Raw genomic sequence first — 22,944 nt, forward strand, 5'->3', positions numbered from 1 at the left:
AATCATGAAAATGTAAATTTGTAATCTAACATTATAAAACTATGGACTACAGAATAGAGAAAGATACTATGGGAGAGGTTAAGGTTGCTTCAGATAAACTCTGGGGAGCCCAAACTGAACGTTCTAAAAATAATTTTAAAATTGGAGCCCCGGGAAGTATGCCGTTAGAAATTGTATACGGTTTTGCTTATTTAAAAAAAGCTGCTGCATTTACGAATTGTGAATTAGGGGTACTTCCGGTAGATAAAAGAGATCATATTGCAAAGGTGTGTGATGAAATTCTAGCGGGTAAGCATGATGATCAATTCCCTCTTGTGATCTGGCAAACCGGTAGTGGTACTCAAAGTAACATGAATGTGAATGAAGTAATTGCCAACAGAGCTCATCAACTTGACGGAAAAGTTATTGGTGAAGGCGAGAAAACGCTTCAACCAAATGATGATGTAAATAAATCGCAATCTTCTAATGACACCTTTCCAACCGGAATGCACATTGCTGCATATAAGAAGGTAATAGAGGTTACCATTCCTGGTGTTAAGAAACTTAGAAATACTTTAAAGAAAAAATCTGAAGAGTTTAAAGATGTAGTTAAAATTGGTAGAACTCATTTTATGGATGCTACTCCCCTAACCCTAGGTCAGGAATTTAGCGGATATGTAGCTCAACTAGATCACGGTATTAAGGCTCTAGAAAACACCCTTCCACACCTTTCAGAATTGGCACTTGGAGGAACTGCGGTAGGAACAGGACTTAATACACCAAAAGGATATTCAAAGCGTGTGGCAGAATTTATAGCAAAATTCACTGACCTTCCGTTTACTTCTGCTCCTAACAAGTTTGAAGCACTTGCTGCTCACGATGCCTTGGTAGAATCTCACGGCGCATTAAAGCAACTTGCTGTTTCTTTAAATAAAATTGCTAATGACATAAGAATGCTTTCTTCAGGACCCCGCAGTGGAATTGGAGAAATTGAAATTCCGGCAAATGAGCCAGGATCTTCTATTATGCCAGGAAAAGTAAACCCAACACAATGTGAGGCATTAACAATGGTATGTGCACAAGTGATGGGGAATGATGTTGCAATTAGTGTTGGAGGAATGCAAGGGCAATTTGAACTAAATGTATTTAAACCTGTAATGGCAGCAAACTTTTTACAAAGTGCACAATTATTAGGAGATGCATGTGCTTCTTTTGATGAACATTGTGCCAGCGGAATAGTACCAAATAAGAAAAGAATTAAAGAGCTGCTAGATAATTCATTAATGCTGGTTACCGCTTTAAATACTAAAATAGGTTACTATAAAGCTGCTGAAATAGCTAATACTGCTCATAAGAACGGAACTACTCTTAAAGAAGAAGCCGTGAATTTGGGTTATGTTACTAAAGAAGAATTTGATGAATGGGTACAACCTAAAGATATGGTTGGAGGAATGAAATAATCCGTTCCAATTTAAATCAATCAAAAAAGCCACCTTTATTAAGGTGGCTTTTTTGATTGATTTAAAATTTTCTATTTAGTATAGTATTTTTTATACTTCCAGTAAGAGACAGCTCCAAGAACTGCAACTCCTGCCATAGTGTAATATATAAATGTTGGTGTAATAACTTTATCACCACTAGCGTAAGAATGCAGACCCGATAAATAGAAATTTACCCCAAAATAGGTCATCATGATACTTGAATATGCAATGATAGACATTAGGTTAAAGAACCATTTACCGCGCAGCCCTGGTACCAACCTCATATGTATTACAAACGCATATACCATAATACTTATTAGTGCCCATGTTTCTTTAGGATCCCATCCCCAGTATCTACCCCAGCTTTCATTGGCCCATTGCCCTCCTAAGAAATTCCCTATGGTTAACATTACCAAACCTACGGTTAAGGCCATTTCAGTAATTATGGTAATCTCTCTAATATTCAATTCCATTTTCACCTTATTATCTTCTGTAGTAAGAATCATAAGGATCAAAGAAACTGCTCCTAAAATCATTCCTAGGGTAAAGGGTCCATAACTACCTACAATTACAGACACATGTATCATTAACCAATAAGAATCTAATACCGGCTGTAAATTCGCAATAGCAGGATCCATCCAGTTCCAGTGAGCTATCATTAATATCATAGATGCAACAAATGCCGTAGAAGCTATGGTTAGAAAACTTTTTCTTCCAAAAGCCAATCCAAAGAACATAGTAGCCCATGCTACGTAGATCATAGACTCATAAGCATCACTCCACGGAGCATGGCCAGAAACATACCATCTCGCCGCCAATCCAAGCGTATGAAGTATAAATAAGCCTAGAACAGCAAAAGCACTTACTTTAACTAAAGTTCTTATAACTTTTGAATCTCTAAATATTTGAACGATCACAAAAATGAACATTATCGTCCCGGCATATAAATACCAACTGAACAAACCTTTAAAAATATCGTATTTGTTATATAAGATCTCTGCATTTACCTTGCTTTCAGAAGGCATTACTTCGCTTCCATACTTTTTCTGGTAACCCTGAATACTTTTCAGAAGATCCTCTGCTTGAGTATAATCTCCAGAATCTCTAGCTGCATTTAGCGTACTCATATAAATTGGAAGCACTTGTTTTGCGTAAACAGAGTCTATTCCCGTAAACCCAGCTTCCTCAACTTCAGGAAAAGAAACCCATTTGTTATTCTTATCTCCCGGAATAGGAAAGATTCTTAACATTTTGCCATTAAGAGCATTGAACAATAAATTCACTTTTTTATCTGTTTCAACAAAGTCTTTCTCGAAGTTATTTGGAACAGTTGCCTTATAAGCATCTTCAAGATATGGCGATAATTTATACGCTCCCGTAGCATCAAAGAAATCTGTCATAGAAAGATATTCTTTATCCTTATCAACTTCTAAGATTTTTCTAATACTATCATTTCCCGTTTTTATATAAACCAAAGGAGCATTATACCACAAGCCTGGATTTTCTGTCATAGATAACAGTACCTGATCTGCATTTAAACCTTCATAGGTATCCTTTTTGCTTAATTTTCTTATTAATTCTGAGGAAAATGTATTTGCCGGCTTCATTCTACCACCTGCATCCTGAATGATCAATCTACCAAACATTGCTGCGTGTTCTTTTGGAACAGCAATACTTTGAAGCAGCGAATCTAAAGTAGCCTGATTATTATCCATGTGAGCATGGGTATCTGCATCTTCAGAATTTGCTGTTTGTGAAAAACCACCAGTAGAGATCAACAGAAAAGCTACTATGGTTATGATCTTTGCTTTCTTCGCTTTTACTTTATCAAGCATCGTCTTTAATTTTCCAAATCTGCTTCCTTTATCAAATAAGATCAGCATTAATCCTAAGTATAATAGATAATAACCGGCATAAGTAATATTAGTTCCCCAGAAATCGTGATTTACAGATAAGACTGTTCCTTTTTCATCAGGATCAAAAGATGCCTGAAAGAATCTATATCCATCCATATCTAGTATATGGTTCATAAAAATTTCATAGGGCATTTTTTCTCCTGAAGCTTTAATTACTTCAACTTTACTTTTAAATGCAGAATATCTAGGAACGGCATTATCTTCCGTTCCGGGGTATTTATCAGCAATAAAATCATTAAGTTTAATAGAAAACGGAAGTTCCATTTCTTTTGAACCATAGTTAAGATGAATATCCAATCCACCTAATGTTAGATCTTCCGGAGGATTAATGATCCCCTTTTTACCCATTATCGTTACGGTCTTAGATTCTCCGCCAGTAGAAACTTTAAGGCTCACTGCATCTGGCTGATTCTTATCTTTAACTTTGGTAGGAACAATTTCATAAGTTCCACGTGCCACTGGCTCTGGAACAACAAATTGCATTCCCCCCACATTATATAGAGATCTTAACATAAGAACCTGGGTGCTATCTGCAACTACAGTTCCCTTAAACTGATCTGCCATGCGCATAAAATCTCCTTCAAATGGAGAATTTATCTTATACGTTCCCTCGTCTCCATCTATACTAATATTTACAGCACCGTCTGTAGGTTTATTGTAAGCAAAAAGAATATTGTGCAAACTGGTGATCTCACCTTCTTTTAGATAATGATCATGTCTTTGACCACTCCCAGCTTCTACGATCTTAAGATAGTTATCTCCATTTTCGCTAAGCACCAAACCATTTTCGGCCCCATGAATAAAACTAACTACCTCAACTTTTACCGGCTGACCGTTAAAATCTGTATCGATCTCAATATCATTTTCAGTTTCTATGGCTAAGAGCACAGATTCTTCAATGGTTCTTCTTCTAGGCTCCCCCTCTATCTCTCCATCCATACTCACCCTTAAATAGGTTCTTTCAGAAAAGAATTTATTAGTGGTTACACCTTCTCTTATAGGCATAATACCCTCATAACTAATGTATCTAGTTATAAAAGCTCCTAAAAGAATAAATATAAATGAAAGGTGAATTACTAAAGAAGACCATTTTTCGCGTTTGTGCATGTTAAAACGCACAATGTTACCACAGAAGTTAATCACAAAAAACACCATGATTCCCTCAAACCACCAAGTGTTGTAAATTAAGACTCGAGCGGTGTCTATAGTATACCAATTTTCGATAAATGTTCCTAAAGCCATAGAGATGGCGAAGACAATGAACAAGACTGCCATAATTCGAGTAGAGAACAGGACAGACGCTATTTTATTTTGCATTTAAAACTTCTTTAAAACAGTGCAAATTTAACTAAATTTAAACACTTAACCTCCTTTAAGAAAAGACAATTCCTATATACTAAGCAAATATTAAGATTGCAAAGAATATAGCAATATCAGGGGTTAATGAGATTTTTATCATGTTTAATTCATATTAAAAAGAAAAGTATTTAGAGGATTCTTAAAATTGAAAATTAAATATCATATTTTAACATATAAATAAAGATACTTCGTCATAATTAACTTTCAACTTTTTATTTATGAAGGCTCAAGGAAGTGATAAAAAGTAAAGTGATACATATCAATTCTGTGCTTATAAATTTTGGTATTTTTGTCTTATGATTAGTATTGTTATTATTGGTGCCGGTAATGTTGCCACGCATCTTTTTAGAGCTTTAATTTCTTCTAAGAATTTTCAAGTGGTACAAGTGTACAACAGAACTAAAGAAAACCTCGGTTTTTTTAAAGACAAGGTTGATACTACCTCTAATATAGAGCAACTAAAAGTTGCAGATATTTATATTCTGGCTCTCAAAGATGATATAATCTCTACAGTAGCTAAGACTCTGCCAAATAAAGATGCGCTTATTGTTCACACTTCTGGGGCAACATCTATGAAAGCTCTTACTGGCATGGAGAGAGGCGGAGTTTTCTATCCGCTACAAACCTTCTCAAAAACAAAAGAGGTAGATTTTTCCCAAATTCCTATTTGTATAGAAGCAAGTCATAGGGATGATGAAGTTATTCTCGAGAAACTTTCTATGGATATCTCTAAGAATGTATATAAGATAGATTCAGATCAAAGAAAAAAATTACACGTAGCCGCTGTATTTGTTAGCAATTTTGCAAACTATATGTATACTATAGGGGAGGATATTTGCAAGAACAACAATATCCCATTTGAGATCTTACACCCATTAATAATAGAAACGGCAGAAAAAGCTACTAAAATAGGTCCGTTAAGTTCTCAAACGGGTCCGGCAAAGAGAAATGATGAAGCTGTTATAGAAAAACATCTATCTCTTATTAGTAATGAACAACGAAATATTTACAAAATAATAACTCACGCAATCCAAGGCCTTTATGGAAAAGAATTATAAAGAATACCTAAATCATATCGATACCTTTATTTTTGATGTAGATGGAGTATTAACCGATGGAACCATTCAAATTAGTACAGAAGGGGAACTCTTAAGAAGTATGAACATTAAAGACGGATATGCACTTAAAACTGCGGTTAAAGAAGGCTTTACAGTTTGTATAATCTCTGGGGGAAAAAATGAAGGAGTACGCAAAAGATTAAGAGATCTTGGAATTACAGATATCTATCTTGGAGTTCAGGATAAAGTAGAAGTATTAGATGAGTTTATAGATATTTACAATCTTAATAAAGATAATGTGCTTTATATGGGAGACGATATTCCAGATCTACATGTAATGAAGCTAATTGGAATGCCATGTTGCCCTCAGGATGCAGCTCCAGAAGTAAAAGAAATTAGCCGATATGTATCTCATAAGAAAGGCGGCAAAGGCTGCGTTAGAGATGTAATTGAACAGGTATTGAAAGTACAGGGGAAATGGATGAATAACACAGACGCATTATGAATTGGTTATTGTTAATTGTAGCCGGTCTCTTTGAAGTTGCATTTGCCTTTTGTTTAGGGAAAGCAAAATTTACTACTGGAGCAACTAGTAATTATTGGCTTTTAGGTTTTCTAATAGCTCTTACCTGCAGTATGACCTTACTTTATAAGGCAACGCAAACTTTACCAATTGGTACTGCCTATGCTGTATGGACAGGGATTGGAGCAATTGGAACTGTAATAATAGGTATTTTTTTCTTTAAAGAACCTGCAACCTTTTGGAGGATCTTTTTTCTAAGTACTTTAATTATGTCTCTTATCGGGCTAAAATTTGTTTCCAACTAATACCATGATTTACAGTTTTCTTAAACTTGTGAGATTCCCTAATCTTATCTTAATAATTCTTACTCAGGTTTTTATTAAATATTTTCTATTTGAAAGATTTGGTATTGCAACAACATTAACAGATTTTCAATTCTTATTATTATGTCTTTCCACTTTATGTATTGCAGCTGCAGGAAATATAATTAATGATATTTACGATCAGGAAGCAGATTTAATTAATAAACCGAATAAGATAATAATTGGAAAAAGCATCTCAGAAAAGTTAGGTTTCAATTTTTATATTGCCTTGACCATCTTAGGTGTGGGGATTGGATTCTACCTTTCTAATATTATTGAAAGACCAGGATTCTCTGCGATGTTTATTATTATTTCAGCCCTATTATATCTTTACGCTACGTACCTAAAAAATATTATAATTTTAGGTAATATTTTAATTAGCTGCTTAGTAGCTATGGTTATTTTGATAATAGGTTTATATGATCTAATGCCGGCCATCACCCCTCAAAATCAACCCACTCAGGCGGTGATGTTCTCTATTATTTTAGATTACGCACTCTTTGCTTTTCTTATTAACTGGTTGAGAGAAATGGTAAAAGACCAACAAGATGTAAATGGAGATTTTAACACAGGCCGTAATTCTATTCCTATAGCTATTGGAAAAGATCGGGCTAATAAAGTAATTGCTGCAATTGCATTAATCCCCTTTATTCTTATAATCTATTATATGTATGAATATCTGTATGATAATATTTATGCCGTTCTATACACCTTACTTTTATTAGTAGGGCCATTACTCTACTTTATTACGAAAATCTTTTCAGCTAAAACCATCAAAGAATTCTCACATTTAAGTTTCACTCTAAAACTAATCATGCTATTTGGCCTTTTCTCTATAGCGATCTATCAATTCATATTATTATAAATTATGCTTAAAGATATTTTAAAACGACACCAAGTTATTTTAGCTTCCGGCTCACCAAGAAGACATCAGTTTTTAAAAGAGCTTGATATACCTTTTACCGTAAAATTAAAATCTGTTGAAGAGATCTATCCTCCAGAACTAACATCATTTGAGATCACGAATTTCCTTTCAGAATTAAAAGCAGAAGCATTACGAGAAGACCTTAAATTTAACGATATTCTAATAACTAGTGACACCATTGTTTGGAATGAGGAGAAAGCCCTAGGCAAACCTATAGATGCTACAGATGCCTTTACAATGTTAGAATCGCTTTCTGGAAAAACGCATGAGGTTATTACTTCTGTAACCTTTACCACCAAAGAAACTCAACGTACGGTTCATGATATAACCAAGGTTACTTTTAAAGAATTTAGTGCAGAGGAGATCATCTACTATATAGAGAATTTCGAACCTTTTGATAAGGCCGGAGCTTACGGTATACAGGAATGGATAGGTCTTATAGGCATTACTAAAGTGGAAGGTAGTTATTTTAATGTGGTAGGAATGCCAACTCACCTTGTATATAAAAATCTTGCGGAGATCTCCCAATTCTGATTTTTGTAAATTTAGGTAAAACTGCCGATTATGAGATTTTTAAATTTTATACTATTTCTAATAATCTTTGCATTTATTAATGCTTGTAAGCAAAAGGCAAATGAGAACGAGAATAGGAATGAGACGAGCGTGGCACCAAATAGAGAGCTCTCTAATGATTTTAAGGAATATTGGTTTTCTGGCGAGGCGGAGATAACTACTTATAAGTTAGATCAATTTAGATATAACGAACAGCGCGAAGGCACCGTCTCTCTTATCTACGTAACTGAAGATTTCAATACTGAAGCGCAGGTAAAGGCCGATAAGAAAACTAATAATTCAGAACCAATACTCAAGCTTAATGCCATTAAAAAGTTCACTACCGGAATTTATCCGTATTCTATTATGGAAAGTACTTTTTATCCATTAAATGAAGAGGAGCACGCTTTAAAAGTTACTGCTTCCTCACAAGAATGGTGTGGGCAGATGTATTTACAGTTAAATAATAACAAAAATTTTAAACTTATAGCTCATAGCTATTTTGAAGATCTTGCAGATATAGCATTAAATTTAAAAAAGATCTGGTTGGAAAATGAAATATGGACTCAGGTAAGAATCGCTCCCAATAAATTACCAACAGGAGATATAGAGATATTGCCATCTTTTGAATACTTATTATTAAATCATAAGACCATACATCCATACACTGCTCTTGCAGAGTTTTATCAAAAAGAAGAGCTTTCTGTATATAAGATCTCATATCCAGAATTAGATAGAACCTTAAAGATCTATTATCATAATGAGTTTCCATATAACATAGAAAAGTGGGAAGAAACCGTTATAATAAATGGTAAAGAATACGTGACATCTGCTATAAAAATGAAAACTATAAAATCTGATTACTGGAACAAAAATTCTAATAAAGATTTATCTTTGCGCGACACGCTTAATTTAGATTGATGTACGAACTAGTAACGGTTTATAAAAATGAAATTGGCTATACTATTGCCATCTTCGTGCTATTGATAATTTTTCAATTTCTCTTAAAGCAAGCAGCTCATAGAGTTGGAAAGAGAAGTGAGATAAATATTACACGTACCAGATTAATGTTCAAATACATTAATATTTTGGTGATCTTAATTGCATTCTTCTTATTATCTATAGCATGGGGAATGGGTATGCAACAGATCTCTTTAATTTTCTCGTCTGTATTTGCTGTTATTGGTGTTGCCTTGTTCGCCATCTGGTCTATACTAAGCAACATTACGTCTGGAGTTATTCTATTCTTCTCTTTCCCTTATAAAATTGGTGATAAGATTAGAATTCATGATAAAGATATTCCAATAGAAGCAGTAATTGAAGATATTAAAGCATTTCATCTGCATTTAAGAACAGATGAAGGTGAGCTTACCACCTATCCAAATAATTTGATCTTACAAAAGGCAGTAACACTTATTCAGAAAGATGTTTACTTAGATGAGGGTAAAGATTCACTCTAGGAAACGCTAAATCTTATGGACTGGCAGTTATAAAGTTTATATATTTGAAGGACTTGAAAAACAACGCTTTCAAATGAAAAAAATTTTTGCGCTTTTAATCTGCCTCTCCTTCACTAGTTTACATGCTCAAACTCCCCAGAAATTAAACGCTGCAGAGATACATGAGTCTATTAAAAAACTAAATTTTCTCGGAAGCGTGCTTTATATAGCTGCCCATCCCGATGATGAAAATACAAGATTAATATCCTATCTCTCCAACAAGATACATGCAAGAACAGGGTATTTGTCATTAACTAGAGGAGACGGAGGGCAGAACCTTATAGGTCCCGAAATTAGAGAGCTTCTTGGGGTTATTCGAACACAGGAATTGTTGGCGGCAAGAAGAATAGACGGAGGAAATCAATTCTTTACACGAGCTATTGATTTTGGATATACCAAGACTCCAGATGAAACTTTGAATATTTGGAATAAGGATAAGGTGTTAAGTGATGTAGTTTGGACTATAAGAAACTTTAAGCCAGATGTAATTATAAATAGGTTTAATCATAGAACTTCCGGGGATACTCATGGGCAGCACACCGCTTCTGCCCTACTTAGTGTTGAGGCTTTTGATCTGGCAGGCGATAAAACAGCTTTTCAAGATCAATTAGCGCTAGCACAAACACATTATCCAAAAAGATTATTTTTTAATACCTCTCCGTGGTTCTATGGCAGTGACAAAGCGTTTGAAAAAGCAGATAAATCTAATTTCCTGAAGTTTGAAACCGGCGTTTATTTTCCGTCTCAGGGATTATCAAATCCTGAAATTGCAGCTCTAAGTAGAAGTTCCCATAGATCTCAAGGATTTGGTAGTGCGGGTTCAAGAGGAAGTCAGTTAGAATATATAGAACTAATAGCCGGAGAAATGCCAAAAGACACCTCAAATCTTTTTGATGGAATTGATACGTCCTGGAATAGAATTGAAGGAGGAAAAGAAATAGGTGAAATTCTTACGAACGTCCAGGCAAATTATAATTTTAAAGATCCATCTGCAAGCTTACCAGAACTGGCAAAAGCATACTCATTACTAGATCGATTAGATAATGGTTATTGGAAACAGGTAAAAATTAAAGAGATCAAGGAAATAATTGCAGCCTGTGCAGGATTATATTTAGATGCAAAAGTCTCGAGTGCTAACGCTTCTCCGGGTGAAGATATAGAAGTAAGTCTAGAGGCTATTAATAGAAGTAATTCTAGTTTAAGACTGGTATCTGTTAATCTAAGTACTGCTAAATCTAGTAGTAAGCCAGGAATTGATCTTACTAATAATATTGGCTGGTCTAGAAAGCTAAATCTAAATATTCCTGAAAATGTAGAATATACAACTCCATATTGGTTAAGATCGCAATTTGGTATTGGAATGTATAATGTAAAAGACCAAAACCTAATAGGTTTACCGGAAACACCAAGAGACTTAAATGTTGAATTTAAAATCATGGTAGAAGGGACAGAGATCCCTTTCACTAAAAATATTCTGTATGAATATACAGATGATGTTAAGGGTGAAATAATTCAGCCATTTGAAATCGTTCCTGCAGTATCTGTAAAATTTAATGAGAAAGTGATGATCTTTCCAGATGAAGCTTCCAAAAAAATAAGTGTAGTTCTTACTTCTCAAAAAGAAAAAGCTGCTGGTACGCTCAAACTCCAAGTACCAGATACATGGAAACTTACACCTGAGGTTGCAGACTTTGAAATTGAAGGTAAAGGGGCCTCCAAAACTTTTCAATTTAATATAACACCTCCTAATGGTGCAAGTGAGTCTGAAATTATTCCAATAGTAACTATAGGAAATAAAAAATATTCTGACGAGGTAGTTACTATAGATTATGATCATATCCCATTTCAATCTTTAATAGTACCTGCTAAAACTAAATTGGTAAAGCTGAACATTAAAAAGAAAGGGGACCAGATTGGATATATTGCCGGTGCCGGAGATGTAGTGCCAGAAAGTTTAGAACAAATTGGATATAAAGTTACCTTACTAGACGTTCATACTATTACCGCTAAAAATCTCGCAAAATTTGATGCTTTAGTTATTGGAATTAGAGCCTACAATATTGTTGAAACTTTGAAATTCAAACAAGCTGAGCTTTTGAAATATGCATTCAACGGTGGAACATTAATAGTTCAATACAACAACAATCGAGGAATTGTAACCAATAAGCTTGCTCCATACAAACTAGAACTATCTAGAGATAGAGTTACAGAAGAAGATGCCGAGGTAAGTTTTTTAGAACCTGAAGCCTCCATTTTGAATACTCCAAATAAGATCACAGCTGCAGATTTTAATAATTGGGTGCAAGAACGGGGTTTATATTTTCCAGATTCTTGGGGCAAAGAATTTACACCTGTTCTTTCTATGCATGATACTAATGAGGAACCTATGAAAGGAAGCTTATTAATTTCTGAATATGGAAAAGGATATTTCATCTATACCGGATTAAGCTTTTTTAGACAATTTCCGGAAGGTGTACCTGGAGCTTACCGCTTATTTGCTAATTTGGTTTCAATAGGAAAGTAAATGCAAAAACCTGAAAAATATATCTGGAAAAAAAGTTACACTTGGATGTTAGTTGCCAACATGGCGTACATTATTATCTTTTATGTAATAATGAAATCATTTTCTTAAAATGCAATTATTAGACTGGGTAGTACTTATTGGAACATTAACATTTATTGTAGCCTTTGGGGTTTATAAAACTCGAAATAGCAAAAATGTAAAAGACTATATAAAAGGAGGTGGAGATGCACAATGGTGGACCATTGGTCTTTCTGTTATGGCAACACAGGCTAGTGCTATTACCTTTCTCTCTACACCTGGGCAGGCATATCACGATGGAATGGGCTTTGTTCAATTCTACTTTGGATTACCAATTGCCATGGTGATTATTTGTATGGTATTTATTCCTATATATCATAAACTGCAGGTATATACTGCTTACGAATATTTAGAGACCAGATTCGATCTTAAAACTAGAACCTTAACAGCACTACTATTTCTTACACAGCGCGGCCTTTCTGCGGGAATTACCATTTTTGCTCCTGCCATAATCCTATCTGCTGTATTAGGGTGGAATCTTACCACACTAACTATTTTAATAGGAGTTTTAGTAATTGTTTATACAGTTAGCGGCGGAACCAAGGCTGTAAATGTCACCCAAAAACAACAAATGGCGGTGATCTTTGGCGGAATGTTCGCTGCATTTTTTCTAATTATAAGCTACTTACCAGAAAACATAAATTTTAGCAATGCCTTACAAATTGCCGGTGCAAATGGAAAAATGAATGTGTTGGATTTCTCGTTCGATCTTAGCAATAGATACACCTTTTGGAGCGGAATTATTGGTGGAACATTTTTAGCTTTATCCTATTTTGGAACAGATCAAAGTCAGGTGCAAAGATATCTTACCGGTCGCTCTGTAAAAGAAATGCAACTTGGCTTATTATTTAATGGTTTATTAAAAGTGCCCATGCAATTCTTTATACTTCTAGTGGGAGTTATGGTATTTGTATTTTATCAATTTAATCAGGCGCCGCTTAATTTTAATCCAGCTGCAGAAAGAGCAGTACTAAATTCTGAATACGCTTCAGAATATCAAAGATTAATGGATAGAAATGAGCAGCTTCAAAATGAAAAGCATAATGTTGCCATTCAATATGGAGAAAGTCTAAAGTCTCCTTCTTCAGAAGAAACCACTATTTATAAAGATAAAATGATGCAGCTTGATGTTGCTGAAAATGATACGCGAGAAAAAGCCAAAAAAATTATTGCTGCTACCAAACAAGATGTAGAAACCAACGATAAAGATTATGTCTTTATCCATTTCATTTTAAACAACTTACCTCGAGGATTGATCGGTTTGTTGCTTGCTGTAATCCTATCTGCCGCAATGTCTTCAACGGCATCAGAATTAAATGCACTTGCCTCTACCACAACTATAGATATTTACAAGAGAAATCTTAAGTCTGAAATTTCAGAAGAGAAATTAGTAAAAGCCTCAAAATACTTCACTTTGGGATGGGGGATCATCGCGATTATATTTGCAAGTTTTGCCAATTTATTTGATAATCTAATTCAGCTTGTAAATATTATAGGATCCATTTTCTACGGAAATGTATTAGGAATATTTCTTTTAGCTTTTTTTATAAAATATGTGAACAGCAATGCCGTTTTTATTGCGGCAATTATCACTCAGATCATAGTGATCTTTGCCTATGTTTTTGATACTATGGAGTATTTATGGCTTAATTTATTGGGCTGCGGATTGGTTATTTTAATAGCTATTATACTTCAAACAATTATATATTCACCAAACAAGAAATTGATCGATGACAACTAAAAGTTATAAATGGGGAATTATTGGTCTTGGTAAGATCGCACATAAATTTGCAGAAGATCTTCAAAGAGTTGAAGGAGCAGAATTATATGCCGTTGCCAGTAGATCTAGTGAAAAAGCAGAAGAATTTGCAGAGAAATTTGAAGCAGCTAAATCTTATAATTCTTATGAAGCCTTGGCGCAAGATCCAGATGTAGATATAATTTATATAGCTACCCCACATGTTTTTCATCATGCTAATACTATAATGTGTATTCAAAATAAAAAAGCGGTTCTGTGTGAAAAACCAATGGGAATTAATGAACATCAGGTTCAGGAAATGATAGCTGCCGCCAGAACCGAAAATGTGTTTTTAATGGAAGCTTTATGGACACATTTTTTACCTCATTTTGAATATATTTTAGATCTTGTAGAAACCAAAAAATTTGGAAAATTAAAAGAACTTACTGCAGATTTTGGATTTGAAGCTCCCTTTAATTCTGAAAAAAGAATATTCAATAAAGAACTTGGTGGAGGTAGTCTTTTAGATGTTGGGATTTATCCTGTTTTTGCTGCTATGACGTTATTAGGAGAGCCGGATGCAATAAGTGCTACCGGAACGATAGGAAAAACAGGAGTAGATGAAGACTGTACCATCAATTTCAGCTATAAAAATGCTAAGGCAGAGTTAAGCAGTGCTATTAATAAAACTACTAATACAGAAGCAAAATTAATTTTTGAAGATGCAGAAGTGCTTATTAGAAGTAGATTTCATGAGCCTACTTCCCTATTTATAAAATCTAATGGGAAAGAAGAAACCAGAGGTTTTGATGTAGAATCTATAGGCTATAATTTTGAAGCTGCGCATATTCAAAAGATGCTATCAGAAAATAGAGTTGAAAGTACCGTTATGACACACAAAAAAAGTCTGTTACTAATTTCTTTATTAGATAAAATCAGAAAACAGATAGCACTAGAATATTAAATAGAAAAGCCTCAATAATACATCTTAATTATTATTATTGAGGCTACCTTTAAATTTAAATGTGGGCTTATTATTTAGCTCCCCATTCTTTCAAAGAATCCTGATTCATTTTTACGTAGTCTTTATTATTAGCTTTTTGTGCTAGATCTAATGATTTATTAGCACTAGAAATCGCTTCTTTTTTCATTCCTAATTCTGCTTCTATTAAAGAACGTCTTCTCCACATCCAATAAGCATCATTATTCCCTTCTGTAGCTTTTAATACCCATTCATGTGCTTGCTTAAGATCTTTCCCAGATTCATGATAATAACTAGCCGCTGCAAAATAATCCTCTTTTGTAGGACCGCTCATAACTTTTTCTATACTGGCCATCGTATTCTGTTCTGTAGGTACATTAATAGTAAGAGATGCAGCAGTATTCTCCCACACAAAATCCAAAACCATAGAATTGGTTAGTATATCATTGGGAATGATCGTAAAAGTTTCCATTTTAAAAGGAAGCTCGCTAACTTTAGCTTCAGCCTTAAGAGCTACTTTAGATTCTTCCCATTTCTCTGGAGTACCCCAATTTTTAGAATCTTTATAAAAGATAACTTGCCAGGAATCTTTATTTGGTATTGTATAAATTGCATATGTTCCTTTTTCCAAGCTTTTTCCTTCTATAGTCACATCATCACTAAAACTAATGATGGTGTTAGAGTTTGCACCCGTACGCCATATTTCACCAAATGGAACAAGGTCACCAAAAATGGTTCTGCCTTTCATATTAGGTCTTGAGTATTCAATTTTCACATCGGTTAACCCAACAGTTTGCTCTATCTTCCCAAACGCACTTGGCTGCGGAGATTTAATTTGAGCGTAAGATGGTAACGCTAATAAAGCGGTAAATAATACGAGTATTGATTTTTTCATAATTTCAGATTTAATTCATTCAAATATAATCATTAAAACTTCAAAATTTTTGAACTTAGAAAGTTCAAATAGATAAAAATGTAGATTCTCAATAAAAAATAAAACAAAATAACAAGAACAATCGATTTAGTTTTTGTTTAACTTTTATTATTTTTAGTTAAACATAATAAGACCTAAATTTACCATACAATATCATATTATGAAAATATACAACCTTCACTCCAAACAAAAACTGCCTATTACTGTACAGCAAGCTTGGGACTTTTTATCAGATCCAAAGAATTTAAAAACTATAACTCCAGATTATATGGGATTTCATATTCTTTCTGGTGCAGATAGACCAATGTTTCAAGGTCAGATTATTCAATACATAGTAACTCCGGTAGCTGGAATTAAAACTAAATGGGTAACAGAGATCACTCATGTTAGAGATAAAGAATATTTTGTTGATGAACAGCGCTTTGGCCCCTATGATCTTTGGCATCATAAACATTTTATAAAGGAAATTCCAGGAGGTGTAGAGATGGAAGATATTATAGACTATAAAATTCCACTAGGAATTCTGGGGCAGTTAGTTCATCCCGTTTTAGTGGCTCCAAAATTAAAAGAGATCTTTACTTATAGAAAAAAGAAATTAATCGAATTGTTTGGAGAATATGATGAAAGAGCTGCTCCTCAACCCACTTTAAAACAAGATGTATTAAATTAATACATCATTTTATAAAACATTTTATCATGAAGAAAAATATATTATTAATTGGAGGATCTAAAGGAATTGGACTGGAAACGGCAAAAATCTTAGCTCCAGATCACAACGTTATTATAGCTTCTAGAAGCTCGGATAATCTTTCAGATCTTAACGTATCTCATCTAAAATTTGATGTTACTAAAGACAACATAGAAGATCTTGAACTTCCCGAAACTATAGATGGATTGGTATATTGCCCTGGAAGCATCAATCTAAAACCTTTTAAAATGCTTAAACCGGAAGCTTTTGTAGAAGAGCTACAATTAAATTTTATATCATTAGTTAAGGTAGTACAAGGACTCTTGCCTAAACTAAAAAATTCTGACCAGGCTATTTTGGTCTTCTTTAGTACCGTAGCAGTTAAGGTAGGAATGCCTTTTCATACCAGTGTTGCTGCTGCTAAGGGAGCTATTGAAGGTTTTGCCAAAGCGTTGGCTGCAGAGTATACACCTAGCTTTAGAGTGAACGTAATTGCACCTTCCCTTACAAATACAGAATTAGCAGCTAAGCTTCTTTCTAACGAAGATAAGATCAAGAAAATGAATGAACGCCATCCTTTAAAAAGAGTTGGAGAGGCTGTAGATATCGCAAATATGGTTACCTTTCTCCTATCCGAAAAAAGCAGTTGGATGACTGGTCAAACAATAGGAATGGACGGTGGAATGTCTACGTTAAACGTTAATTAATGCAAGAAAAAGTTTCCATATTTTGGTTTAGAAGAGATCTTAGATTAGATGACAATGTTGGCCTTTTAGAAAGTTTAAAAGGAGACCTTCGAGTTTTACCAATTTTTATCTTTGATAGTGAAATATTAGAAAAATTACCCGAAGATGATGCTAGGGTAACTTTCATTTTCAATACACTACAGGACATGAGGAAAGAACTACAAGAGGTTGATAGCTCTCTTGCTATGTATCATGGTAAACCTATAGACATCTTTGAAGATCTTCTCGAAAAATATGATGTAGCAAAAGTAGTTACAAATAGAGATTATGAGCCTTACGCTAAAGAGAGGGATAAAGAAATCCGAGATCTTTTGAAGAAGCATGAGATTGATTTTGAAACCTACAAAGACCAGGTATTTTTTGAAAAAGATGAAGTTGTAAAAAGTGATGGAGACCCCTACGTAGTATATACTCCATATATGAAATTATGGAAAGAGACCTTTAAAAATACAGATCTTACTATTCATTATACAAGTCAGTATTTAGATAATTTCATCAAAAATTCTAGGTTACCAAATCTGAGTTTAAAAGATATAGGATTTAAGAATTCAAACATTGAAGTTCCTGAATATGATGTCACTCCTACTCTCATACAGAACTACGAAGCTACACGAAATTATCCTGCAAAAGACGCTACTTCTCGTTTAGGTCCGCATCTTAGATTTGGAACTGTAAGTGTTCGAAAAATGCTTAAAAAGGCGATAGCGGAAAAGAATGAAATTTTTTGGCAAGAGTTAATTTGGAGAGAGTTTTTTATGCAGATCTTATGGCACTTCCCAAATACTGTAACAGATGCTTTTAAAGCCAAATATGATAGAATTGAATGGAGAAATAATGAAGATGAGTTTGAACTATGGAAACATGGCAAAACTGGCTATCCTATGGTAGATGCAGGAATGAGACAATTAAATGAGTCTGGCTTTATGCATAACAGAGTGAGAATGCTAGTTGGAAGTTTTTTATGCAAACATTTGTTAATAGACTGGCGCTGGGGTGAAGCCTATTTTGCCGAAAAGCTATTAGATTATGAAATGTCTTCTAACGTGGGAAACTGGCAATGGGTTGCCGGTAGCGGTGTAGATGCTGCTCCATATTTTAGGATCTTCAATCCTACAACTCAAATAGATGATTATGATAAAGATCATAAATATTTAAAGCAATGGATACCGGAATATGGTACAGACGAGTATCCGGAAAAAATGGTAGATCACAAAGAAGCTCGAGAAAGAGCATTATCCACATATAAAGCGGCAGTTTCTAATTAGAAGCTGCTTTTTTTTACATTATTAGTTTTCTAGCTTTTTCAAGATCTTCAGGTGTATCTATTCCTATTCCTTTAAAATCTGTTTCTACCATTTTAATATTCTTACCGTATTCCAAATACCTAATACATTCAATCTTTTCTGTAGCCTCCAAGGGTAACATAGGTAATCTATAAAAATCCATAAGTGCTCTTTTTCTAAAAGCATAAACCCCAATATGTTTGAAATAAGTTATTCCGGTAGAAGTGTCTCTAGGATATGGAACTGGAAATCTAGAAAAATACAAAGCTAGATTATCTTTATTAGTAATCACTTTTACATTATTTGGATTAGTGATCTCCTCACTATCCAACATTGATGTTTTTAATGACGCTAGATCAATTATTTCTTCCCTGTCTGATTGGAAGACCTCTAAAAGTTTATGAAGGCTTGGCTCGTCTATCAATGGTTCATCTCCCTGCACATTTACCACAATATCTACCTCCATATGCTCCACAGCTTCCGCAATTCTATCACTTCCGCATTCATGTTCTTTTTTACTTAAGATAACTTTTCCTCCAAAGCTTTCCACTTCTTTAAGAATAACTTGGCTATCTGTAACTACAAAAACATCATCAAAAAGTTTCGTGTTAACAGCTGCTTCATAAGTTCTTCTAATTACAGTTTTCCCATTTAGATCTTGCATAAGTTTCCCAGGAAACCTACTTGCTTCAAATCGGGCGGGGATCATTGCAATCGTTTTAAGTAAAATATGTGATTTCATCATTAAGATCTAATTTCTGGATTCTTCAATTTTCGGTAAAAAAATCATCTTTAAAACCAATAAGATATAATTTTTTTTGAGCACGGGTTACTGCCGTATATAGCCAACGAAGATAATCTTTATCTACACCATTAGGCAAATATGGCTGTTCAATAAAAACCGTATCCCATTGTCCACCTTGAGATTTATGACAAGTCATTGCATAAGAGAACTTTATTTGCAATGCATTAAAGAATTTATTGCCTTTAACCTTTAGAAACTTCTTGTATTTAGTGGTTTCATCCTGATAATCTAACATCACTTCTTGATAGAGCTTATTAGATTCATCATAAGTTAGGGAGGGTGTATTGCTTTCTAATGTATCGAGCATCACCACTGTTTCAAAAGGTTTCATTTTAGGATAATCTACCATTTGCACTTTTACTTCTGCAAACCTAAATCCGTATAATTCCTTAATTGCAAAGATTTCAAGCACTTTTATAATATCTCCATTCGCAATAAACCCAGCTTCAGAAGATGGTTTTATCCAGAAATAATTATTTTTTACCACCATTAAATAATCTCCAGTGGCAATTTCATCTTCTTGAAATAATATTCGAGATCTTATTTGCTGGTTATATTGATTAGCTCTTTTATTTGATCTTACAATAATACTGGTGTCTTCATGCCCTAAATTATCATAAGAATCCTGAATGGCGTCTAAGATATCCTGCCCATCGGTAAGTCTCACGAGGTCTGCCTGTTGCGTTAATTTAAATTTGAAAGAATCATAGAACTCTTCTGCCAATGCCTCTCTAATGCGAGTAGCATTAAGTAAGATATCACTTTCTTCACTTTGTCTCACAACTTCATCTAGCTCTATATGAATTACTTCTTTATCATAATTGGCTCCAAGCGTATGTTCTTCCAACGCCGGGCTTAGATCCAATTTTACAGGAGGTAGCTGTGCAGTATCTCCTATAAAAATCAACTGGCATTTATGGCCGGAGTATACATATTGAATTAAGTCTGCCAAAAGACCGTTGTTTTCAAACAATTTAGAATCCTGACTTTCATCTGGTATCATAGAAGCTTCATCTACAATAAAAATGGCATTTTTATGTTTATTAGGCTGCAGAACGAACTGTACGCCAGATCCTCCCGTCTTTTTCGGAAAATAGATCTTTTTATGAATTGTTTGAGCTTCTTGATTGGAATAAAGGGAGATCACTTTTGCCGCTCTTCCTGTTGGTGCTAGTAAAATTCCAGAGCGTCTTAACTTCCATAAATTCTTTACCAACGCACTAATAATGGTAGTTTTACCAGTACCTGCAAATCCTTTTAAGAGAAAAATTGCATTTGGTGAAGGATCTACCACAAACTTAGATAATTGCTGTAATGCAATATCTTGTTTTAACTTGGCCTGAAAACCTAATTCGTTGAGTAAGAGTTTATAAAATTTATCGGCAGTAAGGGTTTCCATAGGCTTTTTTGCAAAACTCAAAGATAACAATGGATTTTTAGGGTAGAAACTTTTACGAATAAAAAAAAATTGTAGATTTGCGATGAACTCTAATTAATTTAAAAAATTCTAAAGCATGAAACTTTTATTTCAATTACTCCTTTGGATTGTAATAATCTTTTTGGGATATCTCGTTTTCAACGCAGTGTATGACCCAATCCAATTTAATAAAGTTAAAGAAAAGCGTTACTCCAAAGTAATTGACAGACTAAAAGATATTCGTGCTGCGCAATTAGCGCATCAAGAGATCACCGGTTCTTTTGAAAAAGATTTTGATGGTTTGATCAAGTTTATTGACACTGCAGAGTTTGTATTAACTCAACGTAGAGATACTACTTATCTTGATGAAGAATACAGAAAAGCATATGGTGTAGATAAATTGAAAGATGACTACGTTATAGATACCTTAGGATATGCTTCTGTAAAAGATTCATTATTCAAAAATTCTGACAGATATAAGAAAATGATGATCATTCCAGTAGAAGGAGTTGATGCTAAATTTGAAATGAGTGCAGGAACCCTTGTGAAGAATGATTCTAAAATCCCTGTTTTTGAAGTAAAAGTTCCTAAAAAAATTCTTTTGTTTGACCAAGATAAAGATCTTATCATGCAAGAAGAGCAAGTAGTCTCTGTGGAAGGAGTTAACGGTCCATTCATCACCCTTGGTTCTATGGAAGAGATCAAGACAGAAGGAAACTGGCCAAGAGCATACGATGATAAAGAATAAGGAAGAAATAAATAATAGAATAAAGTTGTCCATTCAAGTTTGCTTGAATGGACTTTCTTTTTGTATCCTAAATTTCAATACTAATGAAGTGATATGGTTCAAAAAGACAGAATTTCCAAAAGAATATAACCCTGTTAAGATCTTGGAAAAAATTGAAGAGATCTACAATTCTGAAGATATTCTAGATAGAAAATTTACGGAGGTTAAAGTTCTCTTTTCTCATGACCTTTATAGCATGGTACCTAAAGAGTTCTTTTTAGAAGATGAAGCCTCTAATTATCTTAAATACAATACTAAGATCTTAAAGACAGACGTGGTGGCACATGATGATCTAAAAGAGCAAGATCTTATTACTGTATATATTCCGTTTACAAATATCACCAACTATTTATTTGATAAGCATGGTGAATTTGAATATGTACACTCTGTTTCTGTTTTGATAGAAAGTATTTTTAGCCAAAGGCCTATTAGCGGAACTACGGTGTATTTAAATAATTACAAGACTTATTTTGATCTGGTTGTAGTTAAGGATAATGAATTGCTACTTAGCAATAGTTTTAATTATGACACCAAGGAAGATTTTATATACTATTTACTTTTTACCGCAGAACAACTAGAACTAGATCCTTCAGATTTTGAATTAAAGCTAATGGGTGAAATAGATATTGATTCTCCTTTTTATAAAATAGCATATCAATATATTAAAAATATAAGCTTCATAAAGCTAGACCTACATTTAAAACCACAGGAGTACAATGCTGAAAAATTTCAACAAGAAGCATTCTTACTCATAAAATCCATGCAATGAGAATAATTTCGGGCACTTTTAAAGGCAGAAGATTAACTGCACCAAAAAAACTTCCTGTTCGCCCTACTACAGATATGGCCAAAGAAGCTTTATTTAATATTCTTAATAACAAAGTTCACTTTAGTGGACTAAGTGTACTTGATCTATTTTCCGGAACTGGAAATATATCTTATGAATTTGCATCTAGAGGCTCGGCTCCAATAGTTTCTGTAGATGGCCATGTTGAGTGCGTGAAATTTATAAAAAAGACTAGTGATGAGCTAGAAATGAATATTCTGGCAATTAAGAGTGATGTTTATAAATATCTTGAGAAATCTGGTGCTAAAGCAGACATTATCTTTGCAGACCCACCGTATGACTTTACAGATGAGCAATTTAATAATATTGCAGAATTAGTTTTTGAACATGATGTCTTAAATGAAAATGGAATGTTAATAATAGAACACTCCAAACATACCGATATTTCTAGTGGAAGAAATTTTAATGAAGCTCGTAGATACGGAAATTCTGTATTTAGTTTTTTCTACGTATCTTAACGT

General features: G+C 33.9%; 21 protein-coding genes. 17 read left to right on the forward strand and 4 right to left on the reverse strand.

Features of this window, described 5'->3' with window-relative positions; genetic code table 11:
* Positions 1-41: 41 nt before the first annotated feature.
* Positions 42-1,439, forward strand: coding sequence for a class II fumarate hydratase (gene fumC / locus P163_RS15130; protein WP_034893120.1), 1,398 nt, complete (start codon positions 42-44; stop codon positions 1,437-1,439).
* Between the two features lie 71 nt (positions 1,440-1,510).
* On the opposite strand, the gene ccsA is transcribed toward fumC, so the two are convergent.
* Positions 1,511-4,693: a cytochrome c biogenesis protein gene (ccsA, locus tag P163_RS15135; protein WP_034893123.1), complete on the reverse strand. Its 3,183-nt coding sequence runs from the start codon at positions 4,691-4,693 to the stop codon at positions 1,511-1,513.
* A gap of 338 nt (positions 4,694-5,031) precedes the next feature.
* Here ccsA and P163_RS15140 point away from each other — a divergent pair, with 338 nt between their 5' ends.
* The 10 genes from P163_RS15140 (at position 5,032) to P163_RS15185 (ending at position 14,958) form a co-directional block, all read left to right on the forward strand.
* Positions 5,032-5,793 carry a Rossmann-like and DUF2520 domain-containing protein gene (locus P163_RS15140; RefSeq protein WP_034893126.1) on the forward strand — a complete coding sequence of 254 codons (762 nt, stop codon included), beginning with the start codon at positions 5,032-5,034 and terminating at the stop codon, positions 5,791-5,793.
* The gene (locus tag P163_RS15145; RefSeq protein WP_034893129.1) at positions 5,777-6,298 is read left to right on the forward strand and encodes a KdsC family phosphatase; all 522 of its coding nucleotides are present in this window, start codon (positions 5,777-5,779) and stop codon (positions 6,296-6,298) included. Before P163_RS15140 ends, P163_RS15145 begins: the two co-directional genes overlap by 17 nt.
* On the forward strand, positions 6,295-6,621 hold the full coding sequence (locus P163_RS15150) for a DMT family transporter (RefSeq protein WP_034893132.1): 327 nt from the start codon (positions 6,295-6,297) through the stop codon (positions 6,619-6,621). The genes P163_RS15145 and P163_RS15150 overlap by 4 nt, the downstream gene beginning before the upstream one ends.
* A 4-nt stretch (positions 6,622-6,625) precedes the next feature.
* Entirely contained in the window at positions 6,626-7,543 is a 918-nt protein-coding gene (locus P163_RS15155; RefSeq protein WP_034894480.1) for a geranylgeranylglycerol-phosphate geranylgeranyltransferase, read from the forward strand.
* A gap of 3 nt (positions 7,544-7,546) precedes the next feature.
* On the forward strand, positions 7,547-8,137 hold the full coding sequence (locus tag P163_RS15160; RefSeq protein WP_034893135.1) for a Maf-like protein: 591 nt from the start codon (positions 7,547-7,549) through the stop codon (positions 8,135-8,137).
* A 30-nt stretch (positions 8,138-8,167) separates the two neighbouring features.
* The gene (locus tag P163_RS15165; protein ID WP_034893138.1) at positions 8,168-9,076 is read left to right on the forward strand and encodes a hypothetical protein; all 909 of its coding nucleotides are present in this window, start codon (positions 8,168-8,170) and stop codon (positions 9,074-9,076) included.
* Positions 9,076-9,615: a mechanosensitive ion channel domain-containing protein gene (locus P163_RS15170; protein WP_034893141.1), complete on the forward strand. Its 540-nt coding sequence runs from the start codon at positions 9,076-9,078 to the stop codon at positions 9,613-9,615. The genes P163_RS15165 and P163_RS15170 overlap by 1 nt, the downstream gene beginning before the upstream one ends.
* 73 nt (positions 9,616-9,688) lie before the next feature.
* The gene (locus tag P163_RS15175; RefSeq protein WP_034893144.1) at positions 9,689-12,178 is read left to right on the forward strand and encodes a PIG-L family deacetylase; all 2,490 of its coding nucleotides are present in this window, start codon (positions 9,689-9,691) and stop codon (positions 12,176-12,178) included.
* A gap of 109 nt (positions 12,179-12,287) precedes the next feature.
* Entirely contained in the window at positions 12,288-13,997 is a 1,710-nt protein-coding gene (locus P163_RS15180; protein WP_034893147.1) for a sodium:solute symporter, read from the forward strand.
* Positions 13,987-14,958: a Gfo/Idh/MocA family protein gene (locus P163_RS15185; RefSeq protein WP_034893150.1), complete on the forward strand. Its 972-nt coding sequence runs from the start codon at positions 13,987-13,989 to the stop codon at positions 14,956-14,958. The genes P163_RS15180 and P163_RS15185 overlap by 11 nt, the downstream gene beginning before the upstream one ends.
* Positions 14,959-15,028: 70 nt before the next feature.
* On the opposite strand, the gene P163_RS15190 is transcribed toward P163_RS15185, so the two are convergent.
* The gene (locus tag P163_RS15190) at positions 15,029-15,871 is read right to left on the reverse strand and encodes a DUF2911 domain-containing protein (RefSeq protein ID WP_034893153.1); all 843 of its coding nucleotides are present in this window, start codon (positions 15,869-15,871) and stop codon (positions 15,029-15,031) included.
* Positions 15,872-16,070: 199 nt separating this feature from the next.
* On the opposite strand from P163_RS15190, the gene P163_RS15195 reads away from it, so the two are divergent.
* Genes P163_RS15195 through P163_RS15205 form a run of 3 tightly spaced genes read left to right on the forward strand, consistent with a single transcriptional unit; the run spans position 16,071 to position 18,609 of the window.
* Positions 16,071-16,580, forward strand: a complete 510-nt coding sequence (locus P163_RS15195) for an SRPBCC family protein (protein WP_034893156.1) — start codon at positions 16,071-16,073, stop codon at positions 16,578-16,580.
* 26 nt (positions 16,581-16,606) lie between these two features.
* On the forward strand, positions 16,607-17,305 hold the full coding sequence (locus P163_RS15200; RefSeq protein WP_034893159.1) for an SDR family NAD(P)-dependent oxidoreductase: 699 nt from the start codon (positions 16,607-16,609) through the stop codon (positions 17,303-17,305).
* A complete protein-coding gene (locus tag P163_RS15205) occupies positions 17,305-18,609 on the forward strand; it encodes a cryptochrome/photolyase family protein (protein WP_034893162.1) in 1,305 nt (434 codons plus the stop codon). Before P163_RS15200 ends, P163_RS15205 begins: the two co-directional genes overlap by 1 nt.
* Before the next feature lie 13 nt (positions 18,610-18,622).
* Here P163_RS15205 and kdsB read toward each other — a convergent pair whose 3' ends face one another.
* Together kdsB and P163_RS15215 are read right to left on the reverse strand one after the other, a co-directional pair.
* Positions 18,623-19,369 carry a 3-deoxy-manno-octulosonate cytidylyltransferase gene (gene kdsB, locus P163_RS15210; RefSeq protein WP_034894483.1) on the reverse strand — a complete coding sequence of 249 codons (747 nt, stop codon included), beginning with the start codon at positions 19,367-19,369 and terminating at the stop codon, positions 18,623-18,625.
* 25 nt (positions 19,370-19,394) lie between these two features.
* A complete protein-coding gene (locus tag P163_RS15215; RefSeq protein WP_034893165.1) occupies positions 19,395-20,831 on the reverse strand; it encodes an ATP-dependent RecD-like DNA helicase in 1,437 nt (478 codons plus the stop codon).
* A 115-nt stretch (positions 20,832-20,946) separates the two neighbouring features.
* Between P163_RS15215 and P163_RS15220 the strand changes: the two genes are divergently transcribed.
* Genes P163_RS15220 through P163_RS15230 form a run of 3 tightly spaced genes read left to right on the forward strand, consistent with a single transcriptional unit; the run spans position 20,947 to position 22,941 of the window.
* Entirely contained in the window at positions 20,947-21,597 is a 651-nt protein-coding gene (locus tag P163_RS15220; protein WP_034893168.1) for a hypothetical protein, read from the forward strand.
* Entirely contained in the window at positions 21,584-22,405 is an 822-nt protein-coding gene (locus tag P163_RS15225; protein WP_034893172.1) for a DUF3822 family protein, read from the forward strand. Before P163_RS15220 ends, P163_RS15225 begins: the two co-directional genes overlap by 14 nt.
* On the forward strand, positions 22,402-22,941 hold the full coding sequence (locus tag P163_RS15230) for an RsmD family RNA methyltransferase (protein WP_034893175.1): 540 nt from the start codon (positions 22,402-22,404) through the stop codon (positions 22,939-22,941). Before P163_RS15225 ends, P163_RS15230 begins: the two co-directional genes overlap by 4 nt.
* Positions 22,942-22,944: the final 3 nt, after the last annotated feature.

Origin of the sequence: Gillisia sp. Hel_I_29 (genome assembly GCF_000744275.1) — a bacterium.
Taxonomy (GTDB): domain Bacteria; phylum Bacteroidota; class Bacteroidia; order Flavobacteriales; family Flavobacteriaceae; genus Gillisia.

What these genes read in the sequence shown, in the direction of transcription:
- fumC (WP_034893120.1), top strand. Translation starts at nt 42, where the DNA reads ATGGACTACAGAATAGAGAAAGATACTATGGGAGAGGTTAAGGTTGCT.
- ccsA (WP_034893123.1), bottom strand. Translation starts at nt 4,693, where the DNA reads ATGCAAAATAAAATAGCGTCTGTCCTGTTCTCTACTCGAATTATGGCA.
- P163_RS15140 (WP_034893126.1), top strand. Translation starts at nt 5,032, where the DNA reads ATGATTAGTATTGTTATTATTGGTGCCGGTAATGTTGCCACGCATCTT.
- P163_RS15145 (WP_034893129.1), top strand. Translation starts at nt 5,777, where the DNA reads ATGGAAAAGAATTATAAAGAATACCTAAATCATATCGATACCTTTATT.
- P163_RS15150 (WP_034893132.1), top strand. Translation starts at nt 6,295, where the DNA reads ATGAATTGGTTATTGTTAATTGTAGCCGGTCTCTTTGAAGTTGCATTT.
- P163_RS15155 (WP_034894480.1), top strand. Translation starts at nt 6,626, where the DNA reads ATGATTTACAGTTTTCTTAAACTTGTGAGATTCCCTAATCTTATCTTA.
- P163_RS15160 (WP_034893135.1), top strand. Translation starts at nt 7,547, where the DNA reads ATGCTTAAAGATATTTTAAAACGACACCAAGTTATTTTAGCTTCCGGC.
- P163_RS15165 (WP_034893138.1), top strand. Translation starts at nt 8,168, where the DNA reads ATGAGATTTTTAAATTTTATACTATTTCTAATAATCTTTGCATTTATT.
- P163_RS15170 (WP_034893141.1), top strand. Translation starts at nt 9,076, where the DNA reads ATGTACGAACTAGTAACGGTTTATAAAAATGAAATTGGCTATACTATT.
- P163_RS15175 (WP_034893144.1), top strand. Translation starts at nt 9,689, where the DNA reads ATGAAAAAAATTTTTGCGCTTTTAATCTGCCTCTCCTTCACTAGTTTA.
- P163_RS15180 (WP_034893147.1), top strand. Translation starts at nt 12,288, where the DNA reads ATGCAATTATTAGACTGGGTAGTACTTATTGGAACATTAACATTTATT.
- P163_RS15185 (WP_034893150.1), top strand. Translation starts at nt 13,987, where the DNA reads ATGACAACTAAAAGTTATAAATGGGGAATTATTGGTCTTGGTAAGATC.
- P163_RS15190 (WP_034893153.1), bottom strand. Translation starts at nt 15,871, where the DNA reads ATGAAAAAATCAATACTCGTATTATTTACCGCTTTATTAGCGTTACCA.
- P163_RS15195 (WP_034893156.1), top strand. Translation starts at nt 16,071, where the DNA reads ATGAAAATATACAACCTTCACTCCAAACAAAAACTGCCTATTACTGTA.
- P163_RS15200 (WP_034893159.1), top strand. Translation starts at nt 16,607, where the DNA reads ATGAAGAAAAATATATTATTAATTGGAGGATCTAAAGGAATTGGACTG.
- P163_RS15205 (WP_034893162.1), top strand. Translation starts at nt 17,305, where the DNA reads ATGCAAGAAAAAGTTTCCATATTTTGGTTTAGAAGAGATCTTAGATTA.
- kdsB (WP_034894483.1), bottom strand. Translation starts at nt 19,369, where the DNA reads ATGAAATCACATATTTTACTTAAAACGATTGCAATGATCCCCGCCCGA.
- P163_RS15215 (WP_034893165.1), bottom strand. Translation starts at nt 20,831, where the DNA reads ATGGAAACCCTTACTGCCGATAAATTTTATAAACTCTTACTCAACGAA.
- P163_RS15220 (WP_034893168.1), top strand. Translation starts at nt 20,947, where the DNA reads ATGAAACTTTTATTTCAATTACTCCTTTGGATTGTAATAATCTTTTTG.
- P163_RS15225 (WP_034893172.1), top strand. Translation starts at nt 21,584, where the DNA reads ATGATAAAGAATAAGGAAGAAATAAATAATAGAATAAAGTTGTCCATT.
- P163_RS15230 (WP_034893175.1), top strand. Translation starts at nt 22,402, where the DNA reads ATGAGAATAATTTCGGGCACTTTTAAAGGCAGAAGATTAACTGCACCA.